This is a genomic window from Streptomyces purpurogeneiscleroticus, assembly GCF_020024005.1.
Lineage (GTDB): Bacteria > Actinomycetota > Actinomycetes > Streptomycetales > Streptomycetaceae > Streptomyces > Streptomyces purpurogeneiscleroticus.
Genome location: NZ_NHSG01000429.1, coordinates 1 through 25,762 on the forward strand (window position 1 = coordinate 1; position 25,762 = coordinate 25,762).

26 protein-coding genes are annotated in these 25,762 nt (G+C 71.1%); 16 read left to right on the forward strand and 10 right to left on the reverse strand.

Features of this window, described 5'->3' with window-relative positions:
* Positions 1-117: 117 nt before the first annotated feature.
* Positions 118-1,206: a magnesium and cobalt transport protein CorA gene (locus CCS38_RS31630; protein ID WP_223736777.1), complete on the forward strand. Its 1,089-nt coding sequence runs from the start codon at positions 118-120 to the stop codon at positions 1,204-1,206.
* Between the two features lie 61 nt (positions 1,207-1,267).
* On the opposite strand, the gene CCS38_RS31635 is transcribed toward CCS38_RS31630, so the two are convergent.
* Positions 1,268-2,260 carry an NAD-dependent epimerase/dehydratase family protein gene (locus CCS38_RS31635; protein WP_223736759.1) on the reverse strand — a complete coding sequence of 331 codons (993 nt, stop codon included), beginning with the start codon at positions 2,258-2,260 and terminating at the stop codon, positions 1,268-1,270.
* Positions 2,261-2,458: 198 nt separating this feature from the next.
* Here CCS38_RS31635 and CCS38_RS31640 point away from each other — a divergent pair, with 198 nt between their 5' ends.
* The gene (locus tag CCS38_RS31640) at positions 2,459-3,397 is read left to right on the forward strand and encodes a beta-ketoacyl-ACP synthase III (RefSeq protein WP_223736760.1); all 939 of its coding nucleotides are present in this window, start codon (positions 2,459-2,461) and stop codon (positions 3,395-3,397) included.
* 54 nt (positions 3,398-3,451) lie between these two features.
* Complete coding sequence (locus CCS38_RS31645; RefSeq protein WP_223736761.1) at positions 3,452-3,901, forward strand: VOC family protein; 450 nt, start codon at positions 3,452-3,454, stop codon at positions 3,899-3,901.
* 10 nt (positions 3,902-3,911) lie between these two features.
* On the opposite strand, the gene CCS38_RS31650 is transcribed toward CCS38_RS31645, so the two are convergent.
* Both CCS38_RS31650 and CCS38_RS31655 read right to left on the reverse strand, forming a co-directional pair.
* Positions 3,912-4,823 carry a glutaminase gene (locus CCS38_RS31650; RefSeq protein ID WP_223736762.1) on the reverse strand — a complete coding sequence of 304 codons (912 nt, stop codon included), beginning with the start codon at positions 4,821-4,823 and terminating at the stop codon, positions 3,912-3,914.
* Between the two features lie 10 nt (positions 4,824-4,833).
* Complete coding sequence (locus CCS38_RS31655; RefSeq protein ID WP_223736763.1) at positions 4,834-5,529, reverse strand: helix-turn-helix domain-containing protein; 696 nt, start codon at positions 5,527-5,529, stop codon at positions 4,834-4,836.
* Between the two features lie 120 nt (positions 5,530-5,649).
* Here CCS38_RS31655 and CCS38_RS31660 point away from each other — a divergent pair, with 120 nt between their 5' ends.
* The 3 genes from CCS38_RS31660 to CCS38_RS31670 all read left to right on the forward strand — a co-directional run bounded on the left by CCS38_RS31660 (position 5,650) and on the right by CCS38_RS31670 (position 7,716).
* Complete coding sequence (locus CCS38_RS31660; protein ID WP_223736764.1) at positions 5,650-5,889, forward strand: hypothetical protein; 240 nt, start codon at positions 5,650-5,652, stop codon at positions 5,887-5,889.
* 227 nt (positions 5,890-6,116) lie between these two features.
* Positions 6,117-6,707, forward strand: a complete 591-nt coding sequence (locus CCS38_RS31665) for an N-acetylmuramoyl-L-alanine amidase (protein WP_223736765.1) — start codon at positions 6,117-6,119, stop codon at positions 6,705-6,707.
* A gap of 91 nt (positions 6,708-6,798) precedes the next feature.
* Positions 6,799-7,716 carry a 1-aminocyclopropane-1-carboxylate deaminase/D-cysteine desulfhydrase gene (locus CCS38_RS31670; RefSeq protein ID WP_223736766.1) on the forward strand — a complete coding sequence of 306 codons (918 nt, stop codon included), beginning with the start codon at positions 6,799-6,801 and terminating at the stop codon, positions 7,714-7,716.
* A 41-nt stretch (positions 7,717-7,757) separates the two neighbouring features.
* Here CCS38_RS31670 and CCS38_RS31675 read toward each other — a convergent pair whose 3' ends face one another.
* A complete protein-coding gene (locus CCS38_RS31675) occupies positions 7,758-9,365 on the reverse strand; it encodes a Na+/H+ antiporter (RefSeq protein ID WP_223736767.1) in 1,608 nt (535 codons plus the stop codon).
* Positions 9,366-9,405: 40 nt separating this feature from the next.
* Here CCS38_RS31675 and CCS38_RS31680 point away from each other — a divergent pair, with 40 nt between their 5' ends.
* The 4 genes from CCS38_RS31680 (at position 9,406) to CCS38_RS31695 (ending at position 11,883) form a co-directional block, all read left to right on the forward strand.
* Positions 9,406-9,666, forward strand: coding sequence for a UBP-type zinc finger domain-containing protein (locus CCS38_RS31680; protein ID WP_223736768.1), 261 nt, complete (start codon positions 9,406-9,408; stop codon positions 9,664-9,666).
* A gap of 72 nt (positions 9,667-9,738) precedes the next feature.
* The gene (locus CCS38_RS31685) at positions 9,739-10,227 is read left to right on the forward strand and encodes a GNAT family N-acetyltransferase (protein ID WP_372457179.1); all 489 of its coding nucleotides are present in this window, start codon (positions 9,739-9,741) and stop codon (positions 10,225-10,227) included.
* Between the two features lie 266 nt (positions 10,228-10,493).
* Positions 10,494-10,907: an ATP-binding protein gene (locus CCS38_RS31690; protein WP_030264314.1), complete on the forward strand. Its 414-nt coding sequence runs from the start codon at positions 10,494-10,496 to the stop codon at positions 10,905-10,907.
* Between the two features lie 43 nt (positions 10,908-10,950).
* A complete protein-coding gene (locus tag CCS38_RS31695) occupies positions 10,951-11,883 on the forward strand; it encodes an RNA polymerase sigma factor SigF (protein ID WP_030264312.1) in 933 nt (310 codons plus the stop codon).
* Between the two features lie 395 nt (positions 11,884-12,278).
* On the opposite strand, the gene CCS38_RS31700 is transcribed toward CCS38_RS31695, so the two are convergent.
* Positions 12,279-12,734, reverse strand: coding sequence for a hypothetical protein (locus tag CCS38_RS31700; protein ID WP_223736770.1), 456 nt, complete (start codon positions 12,732-12,734; stop codon positions 12,279-12,281).
* 82 nt (positions 12,735-12,816) lie between these two features.
* On the opposite strand from CCS38_RS31700, the gene CCS38_RS31705 reads away from it, so the two are divergent.
* Together CCS38_RS31705 and CCS38_RS31710 are read left to right on the forward strand one after the other, a co-directional pair.
* Positions 12,817-13,800 (forward strand): diacylglycerol/lipid kinase family protein, encoded by a 984-nt coding sequence (locus CCS38_RS31705; RefSeq protein ID WP_223736771.1) that lies wholly within the window; start codon positions 12,817-12,819, stop codon positions 13,798-13,800.
* Between the two features lie 317 nt (positions 13,801-14,117).
* Positions 14,118-14,375, forward strand: a complete 258-nt coding sequence (locus tag CCS38_RS31710; protein WP_003983230.1) for a WhiB family transcriptional regulator — start codon at positions 14,118-14,120, stop codon at positions 14,373-14,375.
* 205 nt (positions 14,376-14,580) lie between these two features.
* On the opposite strand, the gene CCS38_RS31715 is transcribed toward CCS38_RS31710, so the two are convergent.
* On the reverse strand, positions 14,581-16,050 hold the full coding sequence (locus tag CCS38_RS31715; protein ID WP_223736778.1) for a sensor histidine kinase: 1,470 nt from the start codon (positions 16,048-16,050) through the stop codon (positions 14,581-14,583).
* 576 nt (positions 16,051-16,626) lie between these two features.
* Here CCS38_RS31715 and nagB point away from each other — a divergent pair.
* On the forward strand, positions 16,627-17,409 hold the full coding sequence (nagB, locus tag CCS38_RS31720; protein ID WP_223736772.1) for a glucosamine-6-phosphate deaminase: 783 nt from the start codon (positions 16,627-16,629) through the stop codon (positions 17,407-17,409).
* 87 nt (positions 17,410-17,496) lie between these two features.
* Here nagB and CCS38_RS31725 read toward each other — a convergent pair whose 3' ends face one another.
* From CCS38_RS31725 to CCS38_RS31740, 4 genes are all read right to left on the reverse strand, one after another.
* Complete coding sequence (locus tag CCS38_RS31725; RefSeq protein WP_223736773.1) at positions 17,497-19,035, reverse strand: glycoside hydrolase family 3 protein; 1,539 nt, start codon at positions 19,033-19,035, stop codon at positions 17,497-17,499.
* Positions 19,036-19,168: 133 nt separating this feature from the next.
* A complete protein-coding gene (locus CCS38_RS31730; protein ID WP_223736774.1) occupies positions 19,169-19,999 on the reverse strand; it encodes a carbohydrate ABC transporter permease in 831 nt (276 codons plus the stop codon).
* A complete protein-coding gene (locus CCS38_RS31735) occupies positions 19,996-20,919 on the reverse strand; it encodes a carbohydrate ABC transporter permease (RefSeq protein ID WP_223736779.1) in 924 nt (307 codons plus the stop codon). The genes CCS38_RS31730 and CCS38_RS31735 overlap by 4 nt, the downstream gene beginning before the upstream one ends.
* Before the next feature lie 44 nt (positions 20,920-20,963).
* Entirely contained in the window at positions 20,964-22,220 is a 1,257-nt protein-coding gene (locus CCS38_RS31740) for an extracellular solute-binding protein (protein ID WP_223736775.1), read from the reverse strand.
* Between the two features lie 242 nt (positions 22,221-22,462).
* Here CCS38_RS31740 and CCS38_RS31745 point away from each other — a divergent pair, with 242 nt between their 5' ends.
* The 3 genes from CCS38_RS31745 to CCS38_RS31755 form a co-directional block, all read left to right on the forward strand.
* Complete coding sequence (locus tag CCS38_RS31745) at positions 22,463-23,224, forward strand: GntR family transcriptional regulator (protein WP_223736780.1); 762 nt, start codon at positions 22,463-22,465, stop codon at positions 23,222-23,224.
* A gap of 154 nt (positions 23,225-23,378) precedes the next feature.
* Complete coding sequence (locus tag CCS38_RS31750; RefSeq protein ID WP_223736776.1) at positions 23,379-25,520, forward strand: carbon starvation CstA family protein; 2,142 nt, start codon at positions 23,379-23,381, stop codon at positions 25,518-25,520.
* Between the two features lie 62 nt (positions 25,521-25,582).
* A partial coding sequence (locus CCS38_RS31755) for a YbdD/YjiX family protein (protein ID WP_223736781.1) occupies positions 25,583-25,762 on the forward strand: 180 nt, incomplete at its 3' end.

Consider the following 25,762-nt stretch of genomic DNA (forward strand, 5'->3'; position numbering starts at 1 on the left):
GACCAGCCCGTCCGCCCCGCGAGTGGCATGCCGCGGGCCGGGGATGAACCGGAGCGCCGTGATCGGCATACTGGGCGGCGCCCGCCCGTAGGAGCCGCCCCGGAGCCGCCCATGTCGATGATCCGCCACCTCCGCCGGGCCGTACGCCTGCCACAACAGCGCAGCCGCGGCGTCGACCTCGCGCACCCGGCGCGCTCGCCGCTGGGCACCGCTGTCGTCAACTGCGCGGTGTACGAGAACGGGGTACGGCTGACCGGCGACCACCCCGTGGCGGAGGCGGTCCACCGGGTCCGCGCCTCGGGCGACGGGTTCGTGTGGATCGGGCTGCACGAGCCGTCGGAGGCGGAGTTCGCGGGCATCGTGGAGCTGTTCGGGCTGCACCCGCTGGCCGTGGAGGACGCCGTCCTCGCCCACCAGCGCCCCAAGCTGGAGCAGTACGACACCAACCTGTTCACCGTCTTCAAGACCGCCTGCTACGTCGACCACGACCGGCTCACGTCGACCAGCGAGGTCGTGGACACCGGCGAGATCATGGTGTTCACCGGCGAGGACTTCGTCATCACCGTGCGGCATGGCGGACACGGCTCGCTCGGCCCGCTGCGCGAGGCGCTGGAAGCGAACCCGGAACAGCTCGCGCTCGGCCCGTCCGCCGTCCTGCACGCCATCGCCGACCTGGTCGTCGACGACTACCTGGAGGCCACGGCGGCCGTCCAGGACGACATGGACACGGTGGAGAGCGCGGTCTTCGCCGAGGGCGGGCGGAACGCCGACGCCGGACGGATCTACCAGCTCAAGCGCGAGCTGCTGGAGCTGAAGCGGGCCGTGGCGCCGCTGGACCGGCCGCTGCACCGGCTCTCCACCCAGCCGCTGGCCCAGGTCGACCCGCGCATCCGTACGTACTTCCGGGACGTCGCCGACCACCTGGCCCGCGTCACCGAGCGCATCACCGCCTTCGACGAGCTGCTGAACTCGATACTCCAGGCGCACCTCGCGCAGGTCACCATCGCGCAGAACGAGGACATGCGCCGGATCAGCGCCTGGGTCGCGATCCTGGCCGTCCCGACGATGGTGTGCGGGGTGTACGGCATGAATTTCGAGTACATGCCCGAGCGGGACTGGGTGTTCGGATACCCGCTGGTGATGGGCCTGATCGTGGCGGCGTGCGCGGTGATCCACCGGGGGTTCAAGCGGAACGGCTGGCTGTAGCGGGGCGACCGCCGGGCGCGTGCCGTGCCGGGACGTTCCGCCACGGCACGGCACGCGGCTCTCAGGAGGTGCCCAGCACCTTCGCCTCCTTCTCCGGGGACAGCCGGAGCAGCGGGCGGTCCGGCCGCTGCGGCGCCCGCCCGCCGATCGACCGCAGCCAGTCCCAGGTGTCGGCCACCGTCTCCGCCACCGGACGGCAGCGCAGCCCCGCGGCGTACGCCTTCTCCACCCCCGTGCGGTGCAGCGTGTCGTGGTACTCCGAACCCGGCGGCACCCAGAACGGCAGCTCCGTCCACGGCTCGATCCCGGCCGCGAGGATCTCCGCCGGGTCGGTCCAGCGCAGCTCGGCGGCCGCCCCCGTGACCCGCACGCACGCCTCCAGCAGCTCGCCCATGGTGGCGTGGCCGCTCCGGCTGATCATGTTGTACGGGCCCGACAGCCCCGCCTCGACGGCGTGCAGGATCCACGCGGCGAGGTCGCGGGGGTCGATGTACTGGAGCGGAAGGCCGTGCGGGCCCGGGGCCAGCACGGGGCCGCCGCGGGCGATCCGGGACAGCCACCACGGCAGCCGCCCGACGTTCTCGTAGGGCCCGGCGATCAGCCCGGCCCGCGCGAACACCGAACCGTCGGGGCCGAAGGACTCCTCGGCCGCCAGCTCACCGCCCCGCTTGGCCTCCGCGTACGGCACGTCGCCCGCGGCCGGATCGCCCGCCACGAGGGGAGCCTCCTCGCCCAGCCCCGCCGCCTTCGGGTGCTCGTACACCGAAGCGCTCGACACGTATACGTAGCGCCCCGCCCTTCCGGCCAGCAGCCGGGCCGTGTCCCGTACCGCCGACGGCGCCCAGGACCAGGTGTCGACCACCGCGTCCCACTCCCCCGTGCCCAGCGCCGCGAGCCCCTCAGGGGCGGTGCGGTCCCCCTGCAGCACGGCCGCGCCCGGCGGTGCCTCGTGGCGGCCCCGGTGGAACACCGTGACCTGCCATCCCTGTGCCAGGGCCGCCTCGGTCACGGCCCGCCCGACGAACTCCGTACCACCCAGCATCAGCAGTCTCATGCCGCCGACTCTGCCCGTACGGGTGTACGGGCGTCCCGCGCCTCGCTCTCAGCGGAATCACCTACCACGGGGTGACGGTCGAAACTCTCCAGATCCGCGCCCCGAAGATTGGACGGTCACGCACCCCGGTACGCCGCCGCGCCGCCAACACTGGTGAGGTCGGTATTCCGTTTCCACTTTCCACCCACAGGGGGAGAAATGACCGGGTCGCGCGTCCTTGCGCTGGGCCACTACCAGCCCGCCAAGGTGCTCACCAACGGCGACCTGGCCGAGCTCGTCGACACCGACGACGCCTGGATCAGCAGCCGGGTCGGCATCCGCACCCGGCGCATCGCCGCCCCCGACGAGACCGTGGACGCGATGGCCGCCGCCGCGGCGGCGAAGGCGCTCGCGACGAGCGGCCTGGCCCCGGCCGACATCGACCTCGTGCTCGTCGCCACCTGCACGGCCACGGACCGCAGCCCGAACACGGCCGCCCGGGTGGCCGCCCGGCTCGGCGTCCCGGCTGCCGCCACGATGGACGTCAACGTGGTGTGCGCGGGCTTCACCCATGCGCTGGCCACCGCCGACCACGCGATCCGGGCCGGCGCGGCGCGCAGCGCGCTGGTGATCGGCGCGGAGAAGTTCACCGACGTGGTGGACTGGACGGACCGCTCGACCTGCGTCCTGGTGGGCGACGGCGCGGGCGCGGCCGTGGTCACCGCGGCCGCGGAACCGGAGATCGGCCCGGTGCTGTGGGGCTCGGTACCGGAGATGGGCGACGCGGTACGCATCGAGGGCGAGCCGGCCCGCTTCTCCCAGGCGGGCCAGACCGTGTACCGCTGGGCCACCACCCAGCTGCCGGCCATCGCGCGCCAGGTCTGCGAGCGCTCCGGCGTACGTCCGGACGAGCTGGCCGGCGTCGTGCTGCACCAGGCCAACCTGCGGATCATCGAACCGGTCGCCGAGCGCATCGGAGCGGTGAACGCGGTGATCGCCCGGGACGTCGTGGAGTCGGGCAACACCTCGGCGGCGTCCGTGCCGCTGGCCTTCTCGAAGCTGGTCGAACGGCACGAGATCCCTTCGGGGGCGCCGGTACTCCTTTTCGGGTTCGGCGGAAACCTTTCGTACGCGGGGCAGGTCGTGCGCTGCCCGTAAGGGACGTCCGATTCGTTCAAGACCGGCGGGGCCGCGCCTTCGTACGCTCGCCCCATGAGTGACAGGACCAACGCACAGACCACCCCCGGGCCCGCGGCGGCGCGCACCGTCCCCGCGCCCCGGTTCGCCGCGATCGGCCTGGCCGCCGCCGACATGGCGGCCTCGCTCGCCTTCTACCGGCGCCTCGGCCTGGACATCCCGGCGGAGGCCGACGCCGCTCCGCACGTGGACGCGCCGCTGCCCGGCGGGCTGCGGCTGATGTGGGACACCCACGAGACGCTGCGCTCCATGGACCCGGACTGGACGCCGTCCTCCGGGGGCACACCGGAACTCGCTTTCGAGTGCGCGTCCCCGGAGGCGGTCGACGCCCTCTATGCGGAGCTGGTCGGCGCCGGGTACCGCGGCGCGAAGCGGCCGTGGGACGCCTTCTGGGGCCAGCGGTACGCCGTCGTCCTGGACCCGGACGGCCACGGCGTCGACCTCTTCGCGCCGCTGCCCTCCTAAGAGGCGGGGCTCAGAACACCGACCATCCGGTGAGCGTCGTGAAGTGGTCCAGCGCCGCGGCCCCGGCCACCGAATTGCCGCGCGCGTCCAGCCCCGGGCTCCACACGCACAGCGTGCAGCGTCCGGGGACGACCGCCACGATGCCGCCGCCCACGCCGCTCTTGGCGGGCAGCCCCACCCGGTAGGCGAACTCCCCCGCCGCGTCGTACGTGCCGCAGGTCAGCATCACCGCGTTCATCCGCTTGGCGTCGCGGGCGTGCAGCAGCCGGGTGCCGTCGGCGCGCAGCCCGTGGCGGGCGAGGAAGCCGCCGGCCGTGGCCAGGTCCCGGCAGCTCATCTCGATCGAACACTGCCAGAAGTAGTGCTCGATGACGCTGGGGACGGGGTTCTCCAGATTGCCGAAGCTCGCCATGAAGTGGGCCAGCGCCGCGTTCCGGTCGCCGTGCTCGGCCTCCGAGCCGGCCACGGCCTGGTCGAAGGAGAGCTCCGGATTGCCGCTCTCCTCGCGCAGGAAGTCCAGCAGCGCCGTGCTGGCGTCGCCGGTGAGGGTCTGCAGCCGGTCGGTGACGACCAGCGCGCCGGAGTTGAGGAAAGGATTGCGCGGGATGCCCTGTTCGTACTCCAGCTGCACCAGGGAGTTGAAGGCTGTGCCCGACGGCTCGCGCCCCACCCGCTCCCAGATGCTCTGGTCCTCCTGGGCCAGCACGAGGGCGAGGGAGAACGCCTTGGAGATGGACTGCACGGAGAACGGGACCTCCCAGTCCCCGACGCCGTACGTCTCCCCGTGGATGTCGGTGAGCGCGATCCCGAAGCGGTCCGGCGAGACGCGCTCCAGTGCGGGGATGTAGTCGGCGACCTTCCCCTGTCTCACCAGCGGCCGCGCACGGTCCGCCACCTCCTCGAGAACGGCCTGGTAGTCCATGGCGGACACGCTATCCCGAGGCGAGCACCACCCCGAGCGGGGCACCCGCCAGCGCCTTCACCTCGCGCGCCAGGTGTGCCTGGTCGGCATACCCGGCGGCCGCAGCGACCTGTGCGTACGGCATCCCGGAGCGGGCCAGGTCCAGGGCGCGCACCAGACGCAGCACCCGGCCGAGGGTCTTGGGGCCGTACCCGAAGGCGGCCAGGCAGCGGCGGTGCAGCTGGCGCTCGCCCACGCCGACCGCGTCGGCCAGCTCGCGCACCGGCGTGCCCCGGGCCGCCGCCCGTGCGATCAGGCCGCGTGCCGGGTCGGGCGCGGCAGCCGTACGCAGCCGGGCGACGGCGGCGGCTTCCAGGGCGCGGCCGGGCGCGGCTGTCCCGGCGAGCTGTTCGGACAGCCGCCGTACCCGCCCCTCGGGCCACAGGTCGGCGAGGGGAACGCGCAGATCACGCAGTTCGTGCGCGGGCACCCCGAAGACGGCCGGGCCCTGCCCCGGGGCGAAGCGCAGGCCGACGACGGGCGCCGCCGGGGCCCGCTCCGGCGCCGGCGGCAGGTGCGCGCGGGTGTCCGGCCCCGCGACCAGCAGGCCGCCGTCGTACCAGATGAGATCGGTGCAGCCGTCGGGCAGCACGGGGCCCGGCGCCGTTCCCGGGGTCTTGGTCCACACGGCGGCGCCGGACAGTACGGAGGGCCGTTCCCGGTACACGTCCCCAGCCTGGCACGGGAACCGCCGCGGCGTCCCGGCCGTTGATCGGGTACGGCACGCACCGGAGCCGGACGGGCGCCGGTGCCTGCGAGACCCATGGACCGACGCGGAGGCAGCACAATGGCAGGATTTCTGGACCGTGCCAAGGAGCAGGCGCAGCGTGGCCTGGCACAGGGCAAGCAGAAGGTCGACGAGGTGCAGCAGCAGCGCGCGGGCTCCGATCTGCTGAAGCGGCTGGGCGCCGCGTACTACGCAGAGCGGCGCGGCAGCGGCTCCCCGGAGTCGACGGCGGCGGCGCTGCAGGCACTGGAGGCGCACATCGCCACGCACGGGGACGGCGTCCTGCGCGGCGGCGCGTAAGGGCTGTGCGGCGCACAGGGGCTGTTCCGGAACGGCGCCCGCGTTCCCTCGTATCCCCCGCGCGAAACCGCCCCGGTAGGGACATATGTCCAGCGTATGCCCCGTAAGCGGCCGCTTCGGCTCGCATTCGCCGCGAACTGCTGACCACGAAGGTTCCGTTCCAGTACAAGCGATTTACGAGGCGGTACGCGATCGGCGGCCGCTGTTGCACCGGAACGGAGCCGTTCATGGCCTCACCCATGTCAGCGGACAGATTCCTCGAAGCGCTGCGGGACGAAGGGCTGCGCGTCGTCGAGGTCGGCGACTGGCGGACGCACAACCGCAATCACAAGGGCCCCTGGGGCGGGGTGCACGGCGTGATGATCCACCACACCGTGACCTCGGGCGCCGAGGAGACCGTACGGATCTGCTACGACGGCCACCCGCACCTCCCGGGCCCGCTGTGCCACGGAGTCATCACCAAGGACGGCACGGTCCACCTGGTGGGCCACGGCCGCGCCAACCACGCCGGACTCGGCGACGGCGACGTCCTGAAGGCGGTGATCGCCGAGCGGCGGCTGCCGCCGGACAACGAGGCCGACACGGACGGCAACCGTGTCTACTACGGCTTCGAGTGCGAGAACCTCGGCGACGGCAAGGACCCGTGGCCCGACGCGCAGCTGGAGGCCGTCGAGAAGGCGGCCGCCGCGGTGTGCCGGGTGCACGGCTGGAACGAGCGCTCGGTGCTCGGTCACCTGGAGTGGCAGCCGGGCAAGGTCGACCCGCGCGGCTTCACGATGGACGCGCTGCGCGAGCGCATCGGAAAGCGCCTGAGGTGACGTCCCGCCGCGGGGCGCCGACACGCGGGTACGGCGTCCCGCCCCGTACACCGATGCGATCGCGACCGGGCGCCGCGCGGACAATGGGGACGTGACCGGCACCGTCCCCGACCCCAAGACGCTGCGGCCGCACCTGCCGTCCCCGGTACAGGAGATCGAGGACGACCGGTTCGCGCGCCGCGGCGTACGCCTGCTGCTCAAGCGGGACGACCTGATACACCCCGACCTGCCGGGCAACAAATGGCGGAAACTGGAGCCCAATCTCCGCGCCGCCGCGGCGGCCGGGGACCGCACACTGCTCACGTTCGGCGGCGCGTACTCCAACCACCTGCGCGCCACCGCCGCGGCGGGCCGCCTCCTGGGCCTGGCCACGATAGGCGTCGTACGGGGCGAGGAGCTGGCGGACCGGCCGCTGAACCCCTCACTGGCCCGCTGCGCCGCCGACGGCATGCGGCTGCACTTCCTGGACCGCGCCCGCTACCGCCGCAAGGACGACCCCGAGCTGCTCGACGCGCTGCGGGCCCGCTTCGGGCCCTACCGCCTGGTCCCCGAGGGCGGCAGTAACGCCCTCGCCGCGCGCGGCTGCGCCGCCCTGGGCCACGAGCTGGCCGGGGCCGCCGACGTCGTCGCCGTGGCCTGCGGGACCGGCGGCACCCTCGCGGGACTGGCCGCGGGCCTCGCCCCGGGGCAGCGCGCCCTCGGCTTCCCCGTACTGAAGGGCGGCCCCGGGCCCGGCCACTTCCTGGAGGCGGACGTACTGCGCCTCCAGGAGGCGGCCTTCGGGGGACGGCGCGGCGACTGGCGGCTGGACACCGCGTTCCACTGCGGCGGATACGCCCGCAGCACGCCCGCGCTGGACGCCTTCGCCACGGACTTCGAGGCGCGGCACGGCCTGCCGCTGGAGCGGGTCTACGTGGCGAAGATGCTGCTGGGCCTGACGACGCGTACCGAAGAGGGCACTTTCGCGCCGGGCACCACGGCGGCCGCGGTGATCACCGGCTCCCTCTGAGGCGGGCCGCATCCCGGGACCTCCGGGGCGGCGCGCACCACCTACTCCGGGCTCACCGTCTCCCGGTACGCCGCCGCCTCCTCCAGGTCCAGCCGGCGCAGCAGCGTCCGCAGCATCTCGTCGTCGATCCGCCGCGCGTCGCGCAGCTCCACGAAGACCGCGCGCTCCGCGCCGATCATCTCCCGGGCCAGCCGCAGGTAGGTCGCCTCCACCGACTCCCCGGTCTCCGCGTTCGGCGGCCCCAGCCGCTCCCAGACGGCGTTGCGGCGGCGCTCCAGGACGGTCCGCAGCCGGTCCTCCAAGGGCCCCGGCAGCGCGTTGCGCGAGTCCTCCAGGAGTTCGCGCAGCCGGCGCTCCGCCGCGTCCGACGCGTCGTTCTGGGCCTGCGCCTCGGCCAGCGTCTCGGTCCGCGGGTCCGGCCGGGGCAGCTTCAGGAGGCGGATCAGCGGCGGCAGCGTCAGCCCCTGGACCACGAGGGTGCCGATGACGGTGCTGAAGGTCAGGAAGAGCACCAGGTTGCGCGCCGGGAAGGGCTCGCCGCTGTGCGTCGTCAGCGGGATGGAGAAGGCGATCGCCAGCGAGACCACTCCGCGCATCCCGGCCCAGCCGACGATCACCGGCGCCGTCCAGGTCGTCTCGGACTCCCGTTCCCGGATGCGCGCCGACAGCCACCGGGGCACGTACGTCGCGGGGAACACCCACACGAAGCGCGCCAGCACCACCACGGCGAACACCACGAGGGCGTACGTGACCGCCTGCGCGGCGCTGAACTCCCCCAGCCCCCGCACCACCACCGGCAGCTGGAGCCCGATGAGCGCGAAGACCGCGGACTCCAGCAGGAAGGCGACCATCGTCCACACCGCGGCCTCCTGGAGCCGCGTCTCGAAGCCCACCTGCCACGAGCGGTGCCCCAAGTACAGCGCGACCACCACGACGGCGAGCACTCCGGAGGCGCCGACGTGCTCGGCCACCGAGTACGCCAGGAACGGGATGAGCAGCGACAGCGTGTTCTCCAGCACCGCGGAGTCCCGCAGCTTGCAGCGCAGCCAGTGCAGCGGTCCCATGAGGACCAGCCCGATCCCGATGCCGCCGACCGCCGCGATACCGAACTCCTTGAGGCCGCCGGCCCAGGTCGCGCCCTCCCCGACGGCCGCGGCGAGCGCCACCTTGTAGGCGGTGATGGCGGTGGCGTCGTTGACCAGCGACTCGCCCTGCAGGATGGTCGTGATCCGGCCGGGCAGCCGCAGCCGGCGGGCGATGGCGGTGGCCGCCACGGCGTCCGGTGGCGCGACCACCGCGCCCAGCACGAGGGCCGCGGTCAGCGGCAGGTCCGGGATGACGAGGTACGCGGCGTACCCGACGGCCAGCGTCGCGAAGAGCACGTAGCCGACCGACAGCAGCGCCACCGGGCGCAGATTGGCCCGCAGGTCCAGGTACGAACTGTCCAGTGCCGCGGTGTGCAGCAGGGGCGGGAGCAGCAGGGGCAGCACGATGTGCGGGTCGAGAGGGTAGTCGGGGACGCCGGGCAGATAGCCCGCGCCGAGCCCCGCCGCGACGAGCAGCAGGGGCGCGGGTACTGGCGTACGCCGCGCCAGTCCCGCGACGGCCGCGCTCCCGGCGACCAGCAACAGCAGTGGCATCACATCCATGGCAGACCCGTCCCCGCGCGTTCCGGCTAATCTGGCAATCATGAGCGAGTGCCCGCACGTTCTCGACCTGCCGCGCCCCGAACCGGCCGCGCTGAGCGACACCTGCCCCGAGTGCCTCGCCGTCGGCAGCCACCCCGTGCAGCTGCGGCTCTGCCTGGTCTGCGGCCATGTCGGCTGCTGCGACTCCTCCCCGTACAGGCACGCCACGGCGCACTTCGAGGCGACCGGGCACCCGGTGATCCGCACTTTCGAAGCGGGCGAGGACTGGCGCTGGTGCTTCGCCGACAAGGTGCTGGTGTGAGCGTTCCCCGGGGCGCGCGGGCAGCGCAGCGCCCGGCACCGGTTGTCAGTGGGGCCCGTTAGCCTTCAGAGCATGATCCGCACTGCGACACCCGACGACGTCCCGGCGATCCACGCCATGATCCGCGAGCTCGCGGAGTACGAGCGCGCGCTGGAGTCGGCCAAGGCCACCGAAGAGCAGCTTCGCGACGCCCTGTTCGGCGAGCATCCGGCCGTCTTCGGGCTGATCGCCGAGGAGTCCGGCACCCCGGTGGGCTTTGCCCTGTGGTTCCGCAACTTCTCCACGTGGACGGGCACGCACGGTGTCTATCTGGAGGACCTGTACGTCCGGCCCGCGCACCGCGGCGGCGGACACGGCAAGTCACTGCTCGCCGCGCTGGCGCAGATATGCATCCGCCGTGGATACGGACGTTTTGAATGGTCAGTCCTGGATTGGAATGAACCGTCCATCGGTATATACAAGTCGATCGGTGCTCAGCCCATGGACGAATGGACCGTCTTCCGGCTCACTGGAGAGGCACTGCACGAGCTCGCGGCAACTGCAGATGCCAACGCAGCGTAACCAGCGCCGATTTGGCAGTGCAGACCCCTAGCCACTGTCCGTACCCGTAGGCTTACAATGAGTGACACTCGTGGGTTTGCGGGACACTGCGAGTCCCACCGTCGTGCCAGGCCGGCAGCCACGCCGATCCCGGGCGACATTGCACCGCAGATCGCGATAGCGTCGCACAGCGCATGCGCTGTGCCGGGTGGCCGTTCCTTCCGCCGGAAGGATCCGGTCCGGCATGAATATCAGCTCAAACAGCTTGTGTCACCTTGGAGGTGAGGGTGTCCCAGATCGCAGGCGAGCCCGGGAATCAGGACTTCGTGGAAGTCCGGCTGCCCGCTGCGGGTGCCTACCTTTCGGTGCTGCGTACGGCCACGGCCGGACTGGCAGCCCGGTTGGACTTCACCCTCGACGAGATCGAGGATCTGCGTATCGCCGTCGACGAGGCGTGCGCGATCCTTCTGCAGCAAGCCGTCCCCGGCAGTGTGCTGAGCTGCGTCTTCCGGCTGATCGACGACGCGCTGCAGGTGACCGTATCGGCTCCCACCACCGACGGACGCGCTCCAGAGCGCGACACCTTCGCCTGGACGGTGCTCTCCGCACTGGCCGGCAAGGTCGACTCCACCGTCGCCGAGGACCAGACGGTCAGCATCAGTCTGTACAAGGAGCGCGGCGCCGGTCCTGGACCGTCATGACCGAAGAGGGGGCCCTGTGAAGGATCTGGAGCGCGGCGCGCGGATGGAGCCCAGAGTGGCCATCCCCGAGCAGCAGGCCCGGCCGCACCCGATGGGCACGGACGACCTCAGCGGCCGGTTGAACGCGGCGGAGCAGGCAGAGCGGGCGGACCACATGGACCACAGCGAGCAGCAGCGGCAGCAGCAGGATCCGCAGCATCACCCCCACGATGCGCATGATCCGCACGACCGCAGTGGTGCCCGCGCGATGTTCTACGAGCTGCGCAAGCTCCCGGAGGGCTCCGACGAGCGCGCGGAGCTGCGGAACACCCTGGTCAGGATGCACCTCCCGCTGGTGGAGCATCTCGCCCGGCGCTTCCGCAACCGCGGCGAGCCGCTGGACGACCTCACCCAGGTCGCCACGATCGGCCTGATCAAGTCGGTGGACCGGTTCGATCCGGAGCGCGGCGTGGAGTTCTCCACGTACGCCACCCCGACCGTGGTCGGCGAGATCAAGCGGCACTTCCGCGACAAGGGCTGGGCGGTCCGCGTGCCGCGCCGCCTGCAGGAGCTGCGGCTGTCGCTGACCACGGCGACCGCGGAGCTCTCCCAACGGCACGGCCGTGCACCCACGGTCCACGAGCTGGCCGAGCATCTGCGCATCTCCGAGGAGGAGGTGCTGGAGGGCCTGGAGTCGGCGAACGCCTACAGCACCCTCTCGCTGGACGTGCCGGACACCGACGACGAGTCCCCCGCGGTCGCCGACACCCTGGGCGCCGAGGACGAGGCGCTGGAGGGCGTCGAATACCGCGAATCCCTCAAGCCCCTGCTGGAAGACCTGCCGCCGCGCGAGAAGAAGATCCTTCTGCTGCGCTTCTTCGGCAACATGACCCAGTCGCAGATCGCCCAGGAGGTGGGCATCTCCCAGATGCACGTCTCCCGGCTGCTGGCCCGCACCCTGGCCCAGCTCCGCGACAAGCTGCTGGTCGAGGAGTAGCGGCCCCTCCGGCCGGGCGGGAGACCGCCGGATCCGCCGCACTCCGGGCCACGACCGCGCGACGGGCGCGGGCCGCACCGACACCCCACAGGGCTCCGCCGAGAGCCTCACGGGCCCGGTGCGGCCCGCGCCCGTCGGCGTACGCGCCCCCGACACGCCCCCTCGCACGAGGGCGTACGACTGCCCGGCACGCCCCGCACAAGCCCGGCGTACGGCGTTCCAGCACGCCTCGCACGCTCCCGGCGTACGGGCTTCCAGCCCGCCCCGCACAAGCCCGGCGCGCGGCTCTCCGGAGCGCCCGCGCGAGTACCGGCGTACAGCTGTGCGGCCGCCCCGGCACGCAGCGAGCGCCCGCCACCTGCTCGGCGGCTCACTACGAGCCGGCCAAGAGCCGGCTAGGCGTCCTCGCGCGGCCCGATGCCCAGCGCCTCGGTGGCCGTCGGATTGACCAGCAGACCGAGTACGACGAACGCGACGACACCCAGGAGCACACCGCCCGCGAGCAGCACGCCACCACCGTTGATCAGCGTCCAGGCCACCGGCAGCGCCACGATCTGCGTGATCAGCGAGGGCCCTCGGCTCCAGCGCCGCCGCAGCCACAGCCCGCGCGCGGAGACCAGCGGCAGCAGCGCCAGCACGATCACGGTGATCCCGCCCGTCTCGGCCTGCTGACGACTGTCCGGCGAGCCGGTCAGCCCGTCGATCAGCATGTAGACGCCCAGCGCTGCCAGCGCGAGCCCCTCCAGGCCCGTGAGCACCGCCGCGGCGGTCAGCCGCCGCGGCCGCGGCCCGGCGGGTGCGGGGGCGGGCGTGGGGGCGGCCGGTGTCCGCTTCTGCTTACTGCTGCTCACCCCAGCAGGGTAGCGCCGGGGCCCGGTCCACCTGACGGGCAGGGCTGGGCCCCCGTACCAGCACGTAGGTACCCTGCTCCCCATGCGTGCACTTCTCGTGGTCAACCCTGCAGCAACCACCACCAGTGCGCGCACCCGTGACGTACTGGCCCACGCGCTGGCCAGCGACCTGAAACTGGAGGTCGCGCAGACCGAGTACAGAGGTCATGCGCGGGACCTCGCCCGCCGGGCCGCGGAGAGCGGCGAGACGGAGCTGGTGGTCGCCCTCGGCGGTGACGGGACGGTCAACGAGGTCGTCAACGGTCTGCTGACCCACGGCCCGGACCCGGAGGCGCTGCCGCGCCTCGCCGTGGTCCCCGGCGGCTCCACCAACGTCTTCGCCCGGGCGCTGGGCCTGCCGAACGACGCCGTGGAGGCCACCGGCGCCCTGCTGGACGCGCTGAGTGACGGCAGCGAACGTACGGTCGGACTGGGTTTGGCCGCCGGCACACCGGACACTCAGGACGAGATGATTCCGAAGCGCTGGTTCACTTTCTGCGCGGGCTTCGGCTTCGACGCCGGCGTCGTGGGCCGAGTCGAACAACAGCGCGAACGCGGCAAGCGTTCGACCCATGCGCTGTACATGCGACAGGTCATGCGCCAGTTCATGGGCGAGCCGAACCGCCGGCACGGCACCATCACGCTGGAGCACCCGGGCGCCGAACCGGGCTCGACGGAAGTGATCGACGACCTCGTCCTGTCCATAATCTGTAACACCGCCCCCTGGACCTACCTGGGCAATCGCCCGGTCTACCCGTCGCCGCAGGCGTCCTTCGATACCGCGCTGGACGTCTTCGCGCTGAGCAGACTCTCCACCCCGGCGGTCGCCCGGTACGCCACCCAGCTGCTGGCGTCAACCCCGGACCGCGGCCCACGGGGAAAGCACGCCGTATCGCTTCATGATCAGACGGACTTCACCTTGCATTCACAGGTTCCACTGCCCTTCCAGATGGACGGCGACCACCTGGGACTGCGTTCCAGCGTGACGTTCACAGGCGTACGCCGTGCACTGCGTGTGATTGTGTGAGCAGTAGGGCCTAAAGTCCTTTCAGTCGAACGTTTAGGCTGACTTCCACCCCCCAGAAGTACGGCTGTGACGCAGCCGACACCAAGGAATCAAAAAAAAGTTTCCGGAAGGGGTTGTATCCGCCGCCGAGGTTTGCGAGTCTCTTCATGGCGATCGGGACGGCCGCTCTTCGGCCCCCTTGAGAGCCCGAATCCCCTCCTCTTTTCCAGGACCGCACCAGCCCCATGCGGGCGTTCGGCCCTTCCCTTGCGGAGGGATTCGTGAAAGCGTTCACATTCACAAGCAACGTTCCCGTAATACGAGGAGATGGAGCAGCCATGGACTGGCGTCACCGCGCCGTTTGCCGCGAGGAAGACCCCGAGCTCTTCTTCCCCATCGGCAACACCGGTCCTGCGCTGCTGCAGATCGAGGAAGCCAAGGCCGTCTGCCGCCGCTGCCCCGTCATGGAGCAGTGCCTGCAGTGGGCGCTCGAGTCCGGCCAGGACTCCGGCGTCTGGGGTGGTCTGAGCGAGGACGAGCGCCGCGCAATGAAGCGCCGTGCGGCTCGTAACCGGGCGCGCAACGCCAGCGCCTGAACCAGACGCCCCGTGGCATCCGAGCCGCAGCGCGCAGTACCCCCGATGCGCTAAGCAACGTGAGCTTTGAGCCCCGGACCGGAACTCGGTCCGGGGCTGACTGCTGTCCGCACACGCTTCCGTAAGGCCGTACGGAGGGGCGCGCAGGGCGGTGCGTACCGCGTGAGATACGCCACCAAGCGCTCTGCCCGCCCTGTCGGCGCGCTCAGTGCTTCTCGGCCCGTACGGGGATGTCCAGCACCACCTGCGTGCCGCGCCCGGGGGCCGGGAGCATGTCGAACGTGCCGCTCATCTCGCCCTCGACCAGCGTCCGGACGATCTGCAGCCCGAGGTTGCCGGCGCGCTGCGGGTCGAACCCTTCGGGCAGTCCGCGGCCGTCGTCCCGGACGGTGACCCGCAGCCGCGGCTCCGTGCTGCTGCCGCCGCGCACCGCGCCCACCTCGACCGTGCCCTGCTCCCCCGGCGCGAAGGCGTGCTCCAGCGCGTTCTGGAGGACCTCGGTGAGCACCATGGACAGCGGGGTCGCGACCTCGGCGTCCAGGATTCCGAAGCGGCCGCTGCGCCGTCCGGCCACCTTCCCCGGCGAGATCTCCGCGACCATGGCGAGCACTCTGTCGGCGATCTCGTCGAACTCGACCCGTTCGTCCAGATTCTGGGAGAGCGTCTCGTGGACGATCGCGATGGAACCGACCCTGCGGACCGCCTCGTTCAGCGCCTCGCGCCCCTGGGGCGAATCCATCCGGCGGGCCTGCAGCCGCAAGAGGGCGGCCACTGTCTGCAAGTTGTTCTTCACCCGGTGGTGGATTTCCCGGATGGTCGCGTCCTTCGTAATCAATTCGCGCTCTCGGCGTCGCAATTCGGTGACGTCGCGCAGCAGCACGAGTGAACCGATGTGCGTGCCCTTCGGTTTGAGCGGGATGGCTCTCAGTTGAATGACGCCGTCGTTGCCCTCCACCTCGAATTCGCGCGGCGCCCAGCCGCTGGCGAGCTTCACCAGGGCCTCGTCCACGGGGCCGCGCGCCGGCGCGAGTTCGGCGGTGGCCCGGCCGAGGTGGTGGCCCACGAGGTCGGCGGCGAGCCCGAGACGGTGGTACGCGGAGAGCGCGTTCGGACTGGCGTACTGGACGACGCCGTCCGCGTCGAGCCGGATGAGCCCGTCGCCGGCCCGCGGCGAGGCGTCCATGTCGACCTGCTGCCCCGGGAAGGGAAACGATCCTGCGGCGATCATCTGTGCCAGGTCGGACGCGCTCTGCAGGTAGGTGAGCTCCAGCCGGCTGGGCGTCCGTACGGTGAGCAGATTGGTGTTCCGCGCGATCACGCCCAGCACCCGGCCGTCCCGGCGCACGGGGATGGACTCCACCCGTACGGGCACCTCCTCGCGCCACTCGGGGTCGCCCTCACGCACGATGCGGCCCTCGTCCAGCGCGGTGTCCAGCATCGGGCGGCGGCCGCGCGGCACCAGATGGCCGACCATGTCGTCCTGGTACGACGTCGGCCCGGTGTTCGGGCGCATCTGCGCGACGGACACGTAACGGGTGCCGTCCAGGGTGGGCACCCACAGGACGAGGTCCGCGAAGGACAGGTCCGAGAGCAGCTGCCATTCGGAGACCAGCAGATGGAGCCACTCGAGGTCGGAGTCGCTCAGAGCGGTGTGCTGGCGGACGAGATCGTTCATGGAGGGCACGCATGCGAGCCTACCGGCGTACGGTGTATCCGTTGACCGTGCACAGGCATGGACTGATGCGCATGGTCTAGTCCACAATGAATCGGTAAAAGGCTTCCGCCCTCCCCGCACAGGAGGACGGATAGAGGACCGAGGCGCTCTCTGCCCTGACTGCGCCGCGGCCTCCGATCGGCCGGACCGGGCGCCGCGAGGAACCGCACACCTCACGGCGTGCACCGGCCGATGTCAGCTCCGGGCTGCGGTGCCGGACAGGTTGAGGGTCCTGTCCCGGCGCCGCGGCCCGCGGGTGTTTCCGGGCCCCTTGTACAGGCGCGTACACAGGCGCACCTCGCGCGCACGACAGACGGATATACGGACGGCCCCGCTCCCCCCGAGGAGTGGGGCCGTCGGCATGTGCGCAGGTGGAACGGGGTGCGGAGGTCTGCGGTAGCCCGGTGGACGGGGAGCGCGGAGCATGGACGTGCGGTGACATGTGCGGCGGTGCGCCAAGGGCACCACGGGGCCGCGGCGCCGCTGCTAGAGTGGTCTATACCACTTGCCCCCTCTCTCCAGAACGGCAGGCCCAGCGTGGAAGTTGTCATCGTCCCGGATGCCAAGGAAGGCGGCGAGCTGATCGCCGAGGCCATGGCCGCCCTGCTGAGGCGCAAGCCCGACGCGCTGCTCGGCGTGGCCACCGGCTCGACCCCGCTGCCCATCTACGAAGCGCTCGCGAACAAGGTCGCGGCGGGCGCCGTGGATGCCTCGCGGGCCCGTATCTGCCAGCTCGACGAGTACGTGGGGCTGCCCGCGGGCCACCCCGAGTCCTACCGTTCCGTGGTGCTGCGCGAGGTCGTCGCGCCGCTCGGCCTGAGCGCGGACGCCTTCATGGGCCCGGACGGCGCCGCCGAGGACCTCCAGGCGGCCTGTGACGCCTACGACCGCGCGCTGGCCGAGGCCGGCGGCGTGGACCTCCAGCTGCTGGGCATCGGCACCGACGGGCACATCGGCTTCAACGAGCCGTGCTCCTCGCTCGCCTCCCGTACCCGCATCAAGACGCTGACGCAGCGCACCCGGGAGGACAACGCCCGGTTCTTCGACAGCCTCGACGAGGTACCGCACCACGTCATCACCCAGGGCATCGGGACCATTCTGGAGGCCCGTCACCTGGTACTGCTGGCCACGGGCGAGGGCAAGGCGGACGCGGTGGCCCAGACCGTGGAGGGTCCGGTGTCGGCGCTGGTACCGGCCTCCGCGCTGCAGCTGCACCCGCACGCGACGGTGGTCGTCGACGAGGCGGCGGCCTCGAAGCTCAAGCTCGCGGACTATTTCCGCGCGACGTACGCGGCCAAGCCGGAGTGGCAGGGGCTGTAGGCAATTCCCGTACGGAATGCACAGGTGCCGAGTCCCGCGGGGCTCGGCACCTGTCGTTCGTTGCGACCTCAGCCGCCCATGATCACCTCAGCCGCCCGTGATGACCTCCGCGGCCGCGAGACCGCAGACGCGGGCGGCACCGTGCGTGGCGATGTGCAGGGCGCCGACCGGCGGGGCCTGGGGCACCCCCATCTCGACCACGACGGTGTCGGGCCGGGCGGCGACGAGAGCGGTGAGGGCGTCGGCCATCCAGGGGTGCCGGTGCAGGTCACGTACCACTGCGACGATCCTGCGGTCCGCCGCCGCCTCCAGGACCTTCGCGAGCATTGCGGAGGCACCGGCCTCCTCGGCGTCGGCGGGGCCGAAGCTGCCGGTGTCCGTGCCGGGCAGCAGCCGCTGCAGCTCGGCCGCGACGCCCCAGGGCGTCTCGTCGCCGACCGCGATGTTGGCGACGGGCGTGAAGGCCGCGACATACGCGGGCGTGCGCAACGGCTCGTACGCGCCTTCGGCCGCCGTCACCCGTAGGGCCCGCCGGGCCGCCCGGAGCCCCACGTCCGGGTCCCCCGCTCCCCCGTGTGCGCGTGCCGAGGACCGCCCGGTTTCGCGCGTCCAGCGGGCCAGGGCGCGGACCCGGCCCGCCGCCTCGGCCAGGCGCTCCTCGGTGAGCGCGCCGGAGCGCACGGCGCGTACCAGGGCGTCGCGGAGGCGGAGGACGGTCGCCTCGTCGGCCAGCCCGCCGCCGACGCAGATGGCGTCGGCACCGGCGGCGATGGCGAGCACGCTGCCGCGTTCGATTCCGTACGTGGCGGCGATGGCCCGCATCTCCACGGCGTCGGTGACGATCAGGCCGTCGAAGCCGAGGCCGCCGGCCGCGACGGGCGCGCGCAGCAGTCCGTGCAGGGCGGCCGGGCTGAGCGTGGCGGGCAGGTCGCCGTCCAGGGCCGGTACGAGGATGTGCGCGCTCATGACGGCCTTGGTGCCGGCCGCGACGGCCGCCTTGAAGGGGACGAGTTCGCGGGCGTGCAGGGTGTCGGGGCCGGCGTCGATGCGGGGCAGGTCGTAGTGGGAGTCGACGGCGGTGTCGCCGTGGCCGGGGAAGTGCTTGGTGCAGGCGGCGACGCCGGCGGCCTGCATGCCCTGGATGTAGGCGGCGGTGTGCCGGGCGACCAGGTGGGGGTCGGAGCCGAAGGAGCGTACGCCGATGACGGGGTTGCCGGGGTTGGAGTTGACGTCGGCGCTGGGGGCCCAGTTGAGGGTGATGCCGCAGTCGGCGAGGCGGCGGCCCAGTTCGCGGGCGACGGCGCGGGTGAGGCCGGTGTCGTCGACGGCGCCGAGGGCGAGGTTGCCGGGGAAGGAGGAGCCGCCGCGTACTTCGAGGCGGGTGACGTCGCCGCCCTCCTCGTCGATGGCGATCAGGAGGCCGTCGGTCTCGGCGCGGAGGCGGGCGCTCAGAGCGGCGAGCTGTTCGGGGGTGTGGACGTTGCGTCCGAACAGGCCGACGGACGTGAGGCCCTCGCCGAGCCGGCGCAGCAGCCAGTCCGGTGCGTCGGTACCGGTGAAGCCCGGCTGAAGCACGGCCAGCGCGTCGCGGGTGAGGGTGTCGGCGGAGCGTAGGAGCGTCGTCATGGAGCTGCGTGTCCCTTCACTGCGCATGAACGAGCAGGCGGGCGGGCGTCGGTACCGGCCCGGGCGCGGCTTTCATCAGATCGCAGACCGGCGGTCCCTGCGCGGAGGCAGGCGGGCGGGGCGGGCGGCCGCGTCATCCCTTCACCGCGCCCGAGGTGAGGCCGCCGACCGCCTTGCGCTGCAGGAAGAGGAAGAGGATCAGGATGGGGAGGGCGAAGAGGGAGGCGGCGGCCATGGTGGCGCCCCAGTCGTCGCCGAAGTTGGTCTGGAAGCCGGACAGCCACAGGGGCAGGGTCTGGGCCTCGGGCTGCTTGTTGAGGATGAGGACGAGGGGGAATTCGTTCCAGGCGGTGATGAAGCCGAAGAGCGAGGTGGCCATCAGCCCAGGGGCGAGCAGCGGCAGGATGATCCTGGTGAATGCCTGCGGGCGGGAGCAGCCGTCGACCATGGCGGATTCCTCCAGCTCCTTGGGGACGGCCGCGATGTAGCCGCGGAGGGTGAGGATCGTAAAGGGCAGCACCATGACCATGTAGAAGAAGGTGAGGGGCAGCAGGCTGTTCAGCATGTCGCCGTCCCGGACGATCATGTAGATCGCGATGACCATCACCTCCCAGGGCGCCATCTGGGCGATCATGAAGGTGACGATCACGCCGCGGCGGCCCTTGAAGCGCATCCGGGCGATCGCGAAGGACGCGAGCAGGGCGATCACCAGCGACATGCCCACGGCGAGGACCGTGACGGTGACGGAGTTGCCGACGTACCGCCAGAAATCCGGGGCGCTGACGGCGGTGCGGAAGTGTTCGAGGGTCGGGGTGAGCGGGAACCACACGGGGTTCTCGCTGATGATGTCGCCGGTCGGCTTCAGTGCCGTACTGAACATCCAGTAGACGGGGAAGAGGAAGCCCGCGGTCAGGGCCAGGGCCGCGGCGTTGGGCCAGAGGCGGCCGAAGAGACTGCGTTTCATCGCTCGTCCTCCTCCTGCCGGAGCACGATCCGGAGGTAGTACGAGGTCAGGGCCAGCAGGATGAGGATGGTCAGCAGCGAGATGGCCGCGCCCATGCCGTAGTGCTGGTTGCCCATGCCCTCGATGAAGGCGTACACGGGGAGGATTTCGGTGAGCCGCTCCGGGCCGCCCTCGTTGATGGCGAACACCTGTGCGAAGGCTTTGAAGACCCAGATGACTTCGAGGAAGGTCGTCGCGTAGAGGAACGGCCTGATGAAGGGCAGGGTCACGGAGGTGAAGCTCTTCCAGGCGCCGGCGCCGTCGAGGGCGGCCGCTTCGTAGAGCTCCCTGGGGATGGTGGTCGTCGCGGCGTAGAGGTTGATCGCGACGAAGGGTACGGACTGCCAGACGACCAGGACGGTGATGACGAAGAAGGTGGAGAACTGGCTGCCGGTCCAGTTGAAGTCCGCCATGCCGTGCCATCCGAGCCGGTCCAGTACCCAGTTGACGACGCCGAAGCGCTGGGCGAAGAGCCACTGGTAGACGGTGGTGGCGGCGATGACGGGCATGGCCCAGGCGAGAACGAGGCCGAAGAGGAGCGTGAGCCGCATACGGGGGCCGAGCCGGGCGAGGAGCAGGCCGGTGAGGGTGCCGACGGCCATGATGAGGGCGACATTGGCGGCGGTGAAGAGGAGGGAGCGGAGGGAGACCCGCCAGAACTCCTCGTTGCCCAGGATCTCGCCGTAATTGTCCAGGCCGTTCCACTCGGTGGCGTGCCGGATCAGCTGTCCCATGTTGAGGTTCTGGAGGGAGAGCAGTCCGTTGGTGACCATGGGCCAGCCGAGGAACACCGCGGTGGCGGCGAGCGCGGGCAGGAGCAGGAGGTACGGCCCGTAGGCGCGGCGCCGCACCTCCTTGGCGGGCCGCGGCGCCTCCTTCACGGGCCGTACCGCCTTACGGGGCCGTACGTCGGTGGTGCTCGCGCTCACTGCTGCTGGCCGAGGCGCTTGTTGAACTCGCCCTCGACCTGCCGGGCGGCGTCCATCGGGCTCTTACCGTTCAGGACGGCGGTCATGTACGTCTTGATGGGGTTGGGCGGGTTCTCCACGGCGCCCCATTCGGGGATGAGCGGGGTGGTGCCGCCGCCGGCGACGGCGGGCGCTGCGGCCTCGGCCGCCGGGTTGCCCTTCAGGGCGCTCTGCAGCGACTCCTTGTTGGGGATGACGCCGCCTTCTTCGGCGAGCTGTCCCTCGTACTTGTCGGAGAGCGCGATCTTCAGGAACTTCTTGGCGAGGTCCTGCTTCTGGCTGCCGGCGGCGACGGCGAGGTTGGAGCCGCCGAGGAAGACGCCCTCCGGTGTCCCGGCGGTCTCACCGGGGACGGTGAAGTAGCCGATGTCCTTCTCGATCTTCGGGTTGGCCTTGATGGCGATCCCGGACTCCCAGCCCATGCCGATGAACGCGCCGGTCTTTCCCTTGGCGAAGACCTCGCCCTGCTGCGGGGTGGCCTCGTCCTTGTCCTTCGGGGCCTTGCTGAAGGACTGGTACTGCTTGTAGATGTCCATGGCCTTGGCGACCTTGGGGTCGGCGAGGTTGGAGACCCACTTGCCGCCCTGCTTCTTGACCAGGTCCGCCTTGGTGCCGATGGTCAGGCCGTTGAAGAAGTACCAGTTCTGGCCGGGCAGATAGAGCGGCTCGGCGTCCGTCTTCTTCTGGATCAGGTCGAGGTCCTTGAAGAACTCGGTGCGGGTCTTCGGCGTGTCCTTGATGCCGGCCTCGGCCCAGATCTTCTTGTTGTAGACGACGACGCGGTTGGCGGCGTACCAGGGGGCGGCGTACTGCTTGCCCTGGTAGACGGCCGACTTGTTCAGGGACGGCGTCCAGTCGGCGCCGATCTCCTTCTTCAGGTCGTCCAGTTCGGCGAGGCCGGAGGTCTTGGCGTAGGCGGGGGTCTGGGTGTTGCCGACCTCGATGACGTCCGGCGGGTTCTCCTCGGAGAGCGCGGTGGTGATCTTCTGCTGAATGCCGTTCCACTTCTGGATCTCGATGTTCAGCTTCGCGCCGGTCTTCTTCTCGAAGGCGGCCGTGACGTCCTTCGTCCAGCCCGGCGGGGTGGAGCCGTCCATGACCCATACGGTGAGGCTCTTGGCTTCCGCCCCCGTGCCCCCGTCGCCGGACCCGCAGGCCGCGACACTTACCAGCATTCCCGCGACTGCCGTCGCAGCGATCAGCCCACGCTTCACAGCACACTCCCCTAATGGCTGGGTGTGGTCTTTAATGGTTTAGACCAGTTCCCGCAGCTTGGCCTAGACCTTTAGGGGTGTCAAGAGGTGTATAAGAGTCGCTGTCGGCTCCGTTACCGGACCGACATCCGGCAGGCGCGGACCTGCGAGGGAGCATCGGCACCTCACCCGTGCCACGATGTGAGCCGCTACGTACGGAGGAGCCGGTGACGACAGCACGAGTGGAGTCGGAAGGGCGGGTCATGGAGACCGACGAGGCCGGCGCGGAGTCCGGCAGCGGAGCCGCGCGCACCGCGCGGGTGCCCAAGTACTACCGGCTCAAGCGGCACTTGCTGGAGATCACCGAGACCCTGCCGCCGGGCACCCCCGTACCGCCCGAGCGCACCCTGGCCTCGGAGTTCGACACCTCACGGACGACCGTGCGGCAGGCATTGCAGGAACTGGTCGTCGAGGGACGGCTGGAACGCATCCAGGGCAAGGGCACCTTCGTCGCCAAGCCCAAGGTCTCCCAGGCGCTGCAACTGACCTCCTACACCGAGGACATGCGCGCCCAGGGTCTGGAGCCCACCTCGCAGCTGCTGGACATCGGGTACGTCACGGCCGACGACCGGCTGGCCGGGCTGCTGGACATCGCGACGGGCGGCCGGGTGCTGCGCATCGAACGGCTGCGGCTGGCCAGCGGCGAGCCGATGGCCATCGAGACCACGCACCTGTCGGCCAAGCGCTTCCCCGCCCTGCGCCGCAACCTGGTCAAGTACACCTCCCTCTACACCGCGCTGGCGGAGGTCTACGACGTCCGCCCGGCGGAGGCCGAGGAGACCATCGAGACGTCCCTCGCCACCCCGCGCGAGGCCGCGCTGCTGGGCACGGACGTGGGCCTGCCGATGCTGATGCTCTCCCGGCACTCCCTGGACCCCCAGGGCGAACCGGTCGAGTGGGTGCGCTCGGTGTACCGCGGCGACCGGTACAAGTTCGTGGCCCGGCTGCAGCGGCCGAACGACTAGCAGCGCCCGGACGACTGGCGGTACGGGGCCGGGCCGTCGGCCGCACGGCAGGGGAATGCACATTCCCGTCACCCTGGTTATCCACAGGGTGTAGCGCACGTCACATTCCCTGCTTTACGGTCCTTCCGTCACCGTCAGGACGGGAGGACGGCCAGTGCGTACGACATCGCCCCGAACGATCGCCATCTGGACAGCCGTTGCGCTCATCGGCGCCGCCGGCTGGACCCTGCTCGCACTGGGCCGCGGCGAGGAGGTGTCGGCGGCCTGGATGGTGGCCGCCGCCCTCGGCACGTACGCCATCGCGTACCGCTTCTATTCGCGGTTCATCGCCACGCGCGTGCTGCGGGTGGACAAGAACCGCGCCACACCGGCCGAGCGGCTGAACAACGGCATCGACTTCCACCCCACCGACCGCCGCGTCCTGCTCGGCCACCACTTCGCGGCCATCGCGGGCGCGGGCCCGCTGGTCGGGCCGGTGCTCGCGGCACAGATGGGGTATCTCCCCGGCACGATCTGGATCATCGTCGGGGTGGTGTTCGCGGGCGCCGTGCAGGACATGGTGGTGCTCTTCTTCTCCACCCGGCGGGACGGGAAGTCGCTGGGCCAGATGGCGCGCGAGGAGATCGGCCCGTTCGGCGGGGCCGCGGCGCTGCTCGCCGCCTTCGCCATCATGATCATCCTGCTCGGCGTACTGGCCCTGGTGATCGTCAACGCGCTGGCCGCGTCCCCCTGGGGCACGTTCTCCATCGGCATGACGATCCCGATCGCGCTGATCATGGGCGTCTACCTGCGCTTTCTCCGCCCGGGCCGGATCACCGAGGTCTCCCTCCTCGGCATCGCCCTGCTGCTCCTCGCCCTCGTCGGCGGCCGCTGGGTCGCGGAGTCCTCCTGGGCCGACACCTTCACCCTCCAGCCGAAGACCCTGGTCATCTGGCTGGTGGCATACGGCTTCATCGCCTCGGTACTCCCCGTCTGGACCCTGCTCGCGCCCCGCGACTACCTCTCCACGTTCATGAAGATCGGCACGATCGCCCTGCTGGCGCTGGGCGTGGTGATCGCTCTCCCGACGCTGAAGATGGACGCGGTGACGCACTTCGCGAGCCGCGGCGACGGCCCGGTCTTCGCCGGCTCCCTCTTCCCGTTCGCCTTCATCACGATCGCCTGTGGCGCGCTGTCGGGCTTCCACGCACTGATCTCCTCTGGCACCACACCGAAGATGGTGCAGAAGGAGACCCAGATCCGCATGATCGGGTACGGCTCGATGCTGATGGAGTCGTTCGTCGCGGTGATGGCGCTGGTGGCCGCGTCCATCATCGACCCCGGCCTGTACTTCGCGATGAACGCGCCGGCGGGCGTCATCGGCGACTCCGTCCAGTCCGCCTCCCAGGCGGTCGCCCAGTTCGGTTACTCGATCTCCCCCGACCAACTGGCGGCCGCGGCCAAGTCCGTGGAGGAACAGACACTGCTGTCCCGCACGGGCGGCGCGCCGACGCTGGCCGTCGGCGTCTCGGAGATCTTCTCGCAAGTGGTGGGCGGCGCCGGGATGAAGGCGTTCTGGTACCACTTCGCGATCATGTTCGAGGCGCTGTTCATCCTGACGGCGCTGGACGCGGGCACGCGCGTGGGCCGCTTCATGCTCCAGGACATGCTGGGCAACGCCTACAAGCCGTTCCGGGACATCAGCTGGAAGCCGGGGCTGATCCTGTGCAGCGCGGCCGTGGTGGGCCTGTGGGGGTACTTCCTGTGGGTGGGCGTCCACGAGCCGCTGGGCGGCATCAACCAGCTCTTCCCGATCTTCGGCATCTCCAACCAGCTGCTGGCGGCGGTCGCGCTGGCGGTGTGCACGACGCTGCTGGTGAAGTCCGGCCGGCTGAAGTGGGCCTGGGTCACGGGCATCCCGCTGGCCTGGGACGCGGTGGTCACCCTGACCGCGAGCTGGCAGAAGGTCTTCTCCGGCGACCCGAAGGTGGGCTTCTTCACCCAGCGCGCGATCTACCAGGACGCCATTGACGCGGGGAAGGTCCTTCCGCCCGCGAAGTCGATGGAGGACATGCACACGGTCGTCACCAACTCCACGGTGGACGGCGTGCTGTCGGCGGTACTGGCCCTGCTGATCGTCGTCGTGATCGCCGACGCGACCCGCGTGTGCGTACGCCACCTCCGCACCCCGGACGCGACTCCCCTGAAGGAGGCCCCGTACGTCGCCTCGCAGCTCGTCGCCCCGGCCGGCCTGATAGCCACACGGGAGGAGAAGGCGGAACTGGCGGCGGCGGGGAGCGAGGAGGCCCGGAGGTGAACGGGACGGCGCGGAGGGCGCGGGGCGCCCGGATGGACGGCGGCCGCCGTGGCGCGGGCGGTATGCGGGGTGCCCCGCTCAGGGCGGTCGTGGCGCGGTGGGCGCGGGGCGTGCGGTGGTACGTGCGGGAGTTGACCGGAGAGTCGGCGTACGACCGGTACGTCGAGCATCTCCGCCGGCACGACCCGGACGCCCCCGTGCCCACCCGCGGCGAGTTCGAGCGCCGCAGGACGGACGCAAGG

Excerpts from the sequence above, each read along its gene's own strand:
- CCS38_RS31630 (WP_223736777.1), top strand. The coding sequence starts at position 118 with ATGATCCGCCACCTCCGCCGGGCCGTACGCCTGCCACAACAGCGCAGC.
- CCS38_RS31635 (WP_223736759.1), bottom strand. The coding sequence starts at position 2,260 with ATGAGACTGCTGATGCTGGGTGGTACGGAGTTCGTCGGGCGGGCCGTG.
- CCS38_RS31640 (WP_223736760.1), top strand. The coding sequence starts at position 2,459 with ATGACCGGGTCGCGCGTCCTTGCGCTGGGCCACTACCAGCCCGCCAAG.
- CCS38_RS31645 (WP_223736761.1), top strand. The coding sequence starts at position 3,452 with ATGAGTGACAGGACCAACGCACAGACCACCCCCGGGCCCGCGGCGGCG.
- CCS38_RS31650 (WP_223736762.1), bottom strand. The coding sequence starts at position 4,823 with ATGGACTACCAGGCCGTTCTCGAGGAGGTGGCGGACCGTGCGCGGCCG.
- CCS38_RS31660 (WP_223736764.1), top strand. The coding sequence starts at position 5,650 with ATGGCAGGATTTCTGGACCGTGCCAAGGAGCAGGCGCAGCGTGGCCTG.
- CCS38_RS31665 (WP_223736765.1), top strand. The coding sequence starts at position 6,117 with ATGGCCTCACCCATGTCAGCGGACAGATTCCTCGAAGCGCTGCGGGAC.
- CCS38_RS31675 (WP_223736767.1), bottom strand. The coding sequence starts at position 9,365 with ATGGATGTGATGCCACTGCTGTTGCTGGTCGCCGGGAGCGCGGCCGTC.
- CCS38_RS31680 (WP_223736768.1), top strand. The coding sequence starts at position 9,406 with ATGAGCGAGTGCCCGCACGTTCTCGACCTGCCGCGCCCCGAACCGGCC.
- CCS38_RS31685 (WP_372457179.1), top strand. The coding sequence starts at position 9,739 with ATGATCCGCACTGCGACACCCGACGACGTCCCGGCGATCCACGCCATG.
- CCS38_RS31695 (WP_030264312.1), top strand. The coding sequence starts at position 10,951 with ATGGAGCCCAGAGTGGCCATCCCCGAGCAGCAGGCCCGGCCGCACCCG.
- CCS38_RS31705 (WP_223736771.1), top strand. The coding sequence starts at position 12,817 with ATGCGTGCACTTCTCGTGGTCAACCCTGCAGCAACCACCACCAGTGCG.
- CCS38_RS31710 (WP_003983230.1), top strand. The coding sequence starts at position 14,118 with ATGGACTGGCGTCACCGCGCCGTTTGCCGCGAGGAAGACCCCGAGCTC.
- CCS38_RS31715 (WP_223736778.1), bottom strand. The coding sequence starts at position 16,050 with ATGAACGATCTCGTCCGCCAGCACACCGCTCTGAGCGACTCCGACCTC.
- CCS38_RS31725 (WP_223736773.1), bottom strand. The coding sequence starts at position 19,035 with ATGACGACGCTCCTACGCTCCGCCGACACCCTCACCCGCGACGCGCTG.
- CCS38_RS31730 (WP_223736774.1), bottom strand. The coding sequence starts at position 19,999 with ATGAAACGCAGTCTCTTCGGCCGCCTCTGGCCCAACGCCGCGGCCCTG.
- CCS38_RS31745 (WP_223736780.1), top strand. The coding sequence starts at position 22,463 with ATGGAGACCGACGAGGCCGGCGCGGAGTCCGGCAGCGGAGCCGCGCGC.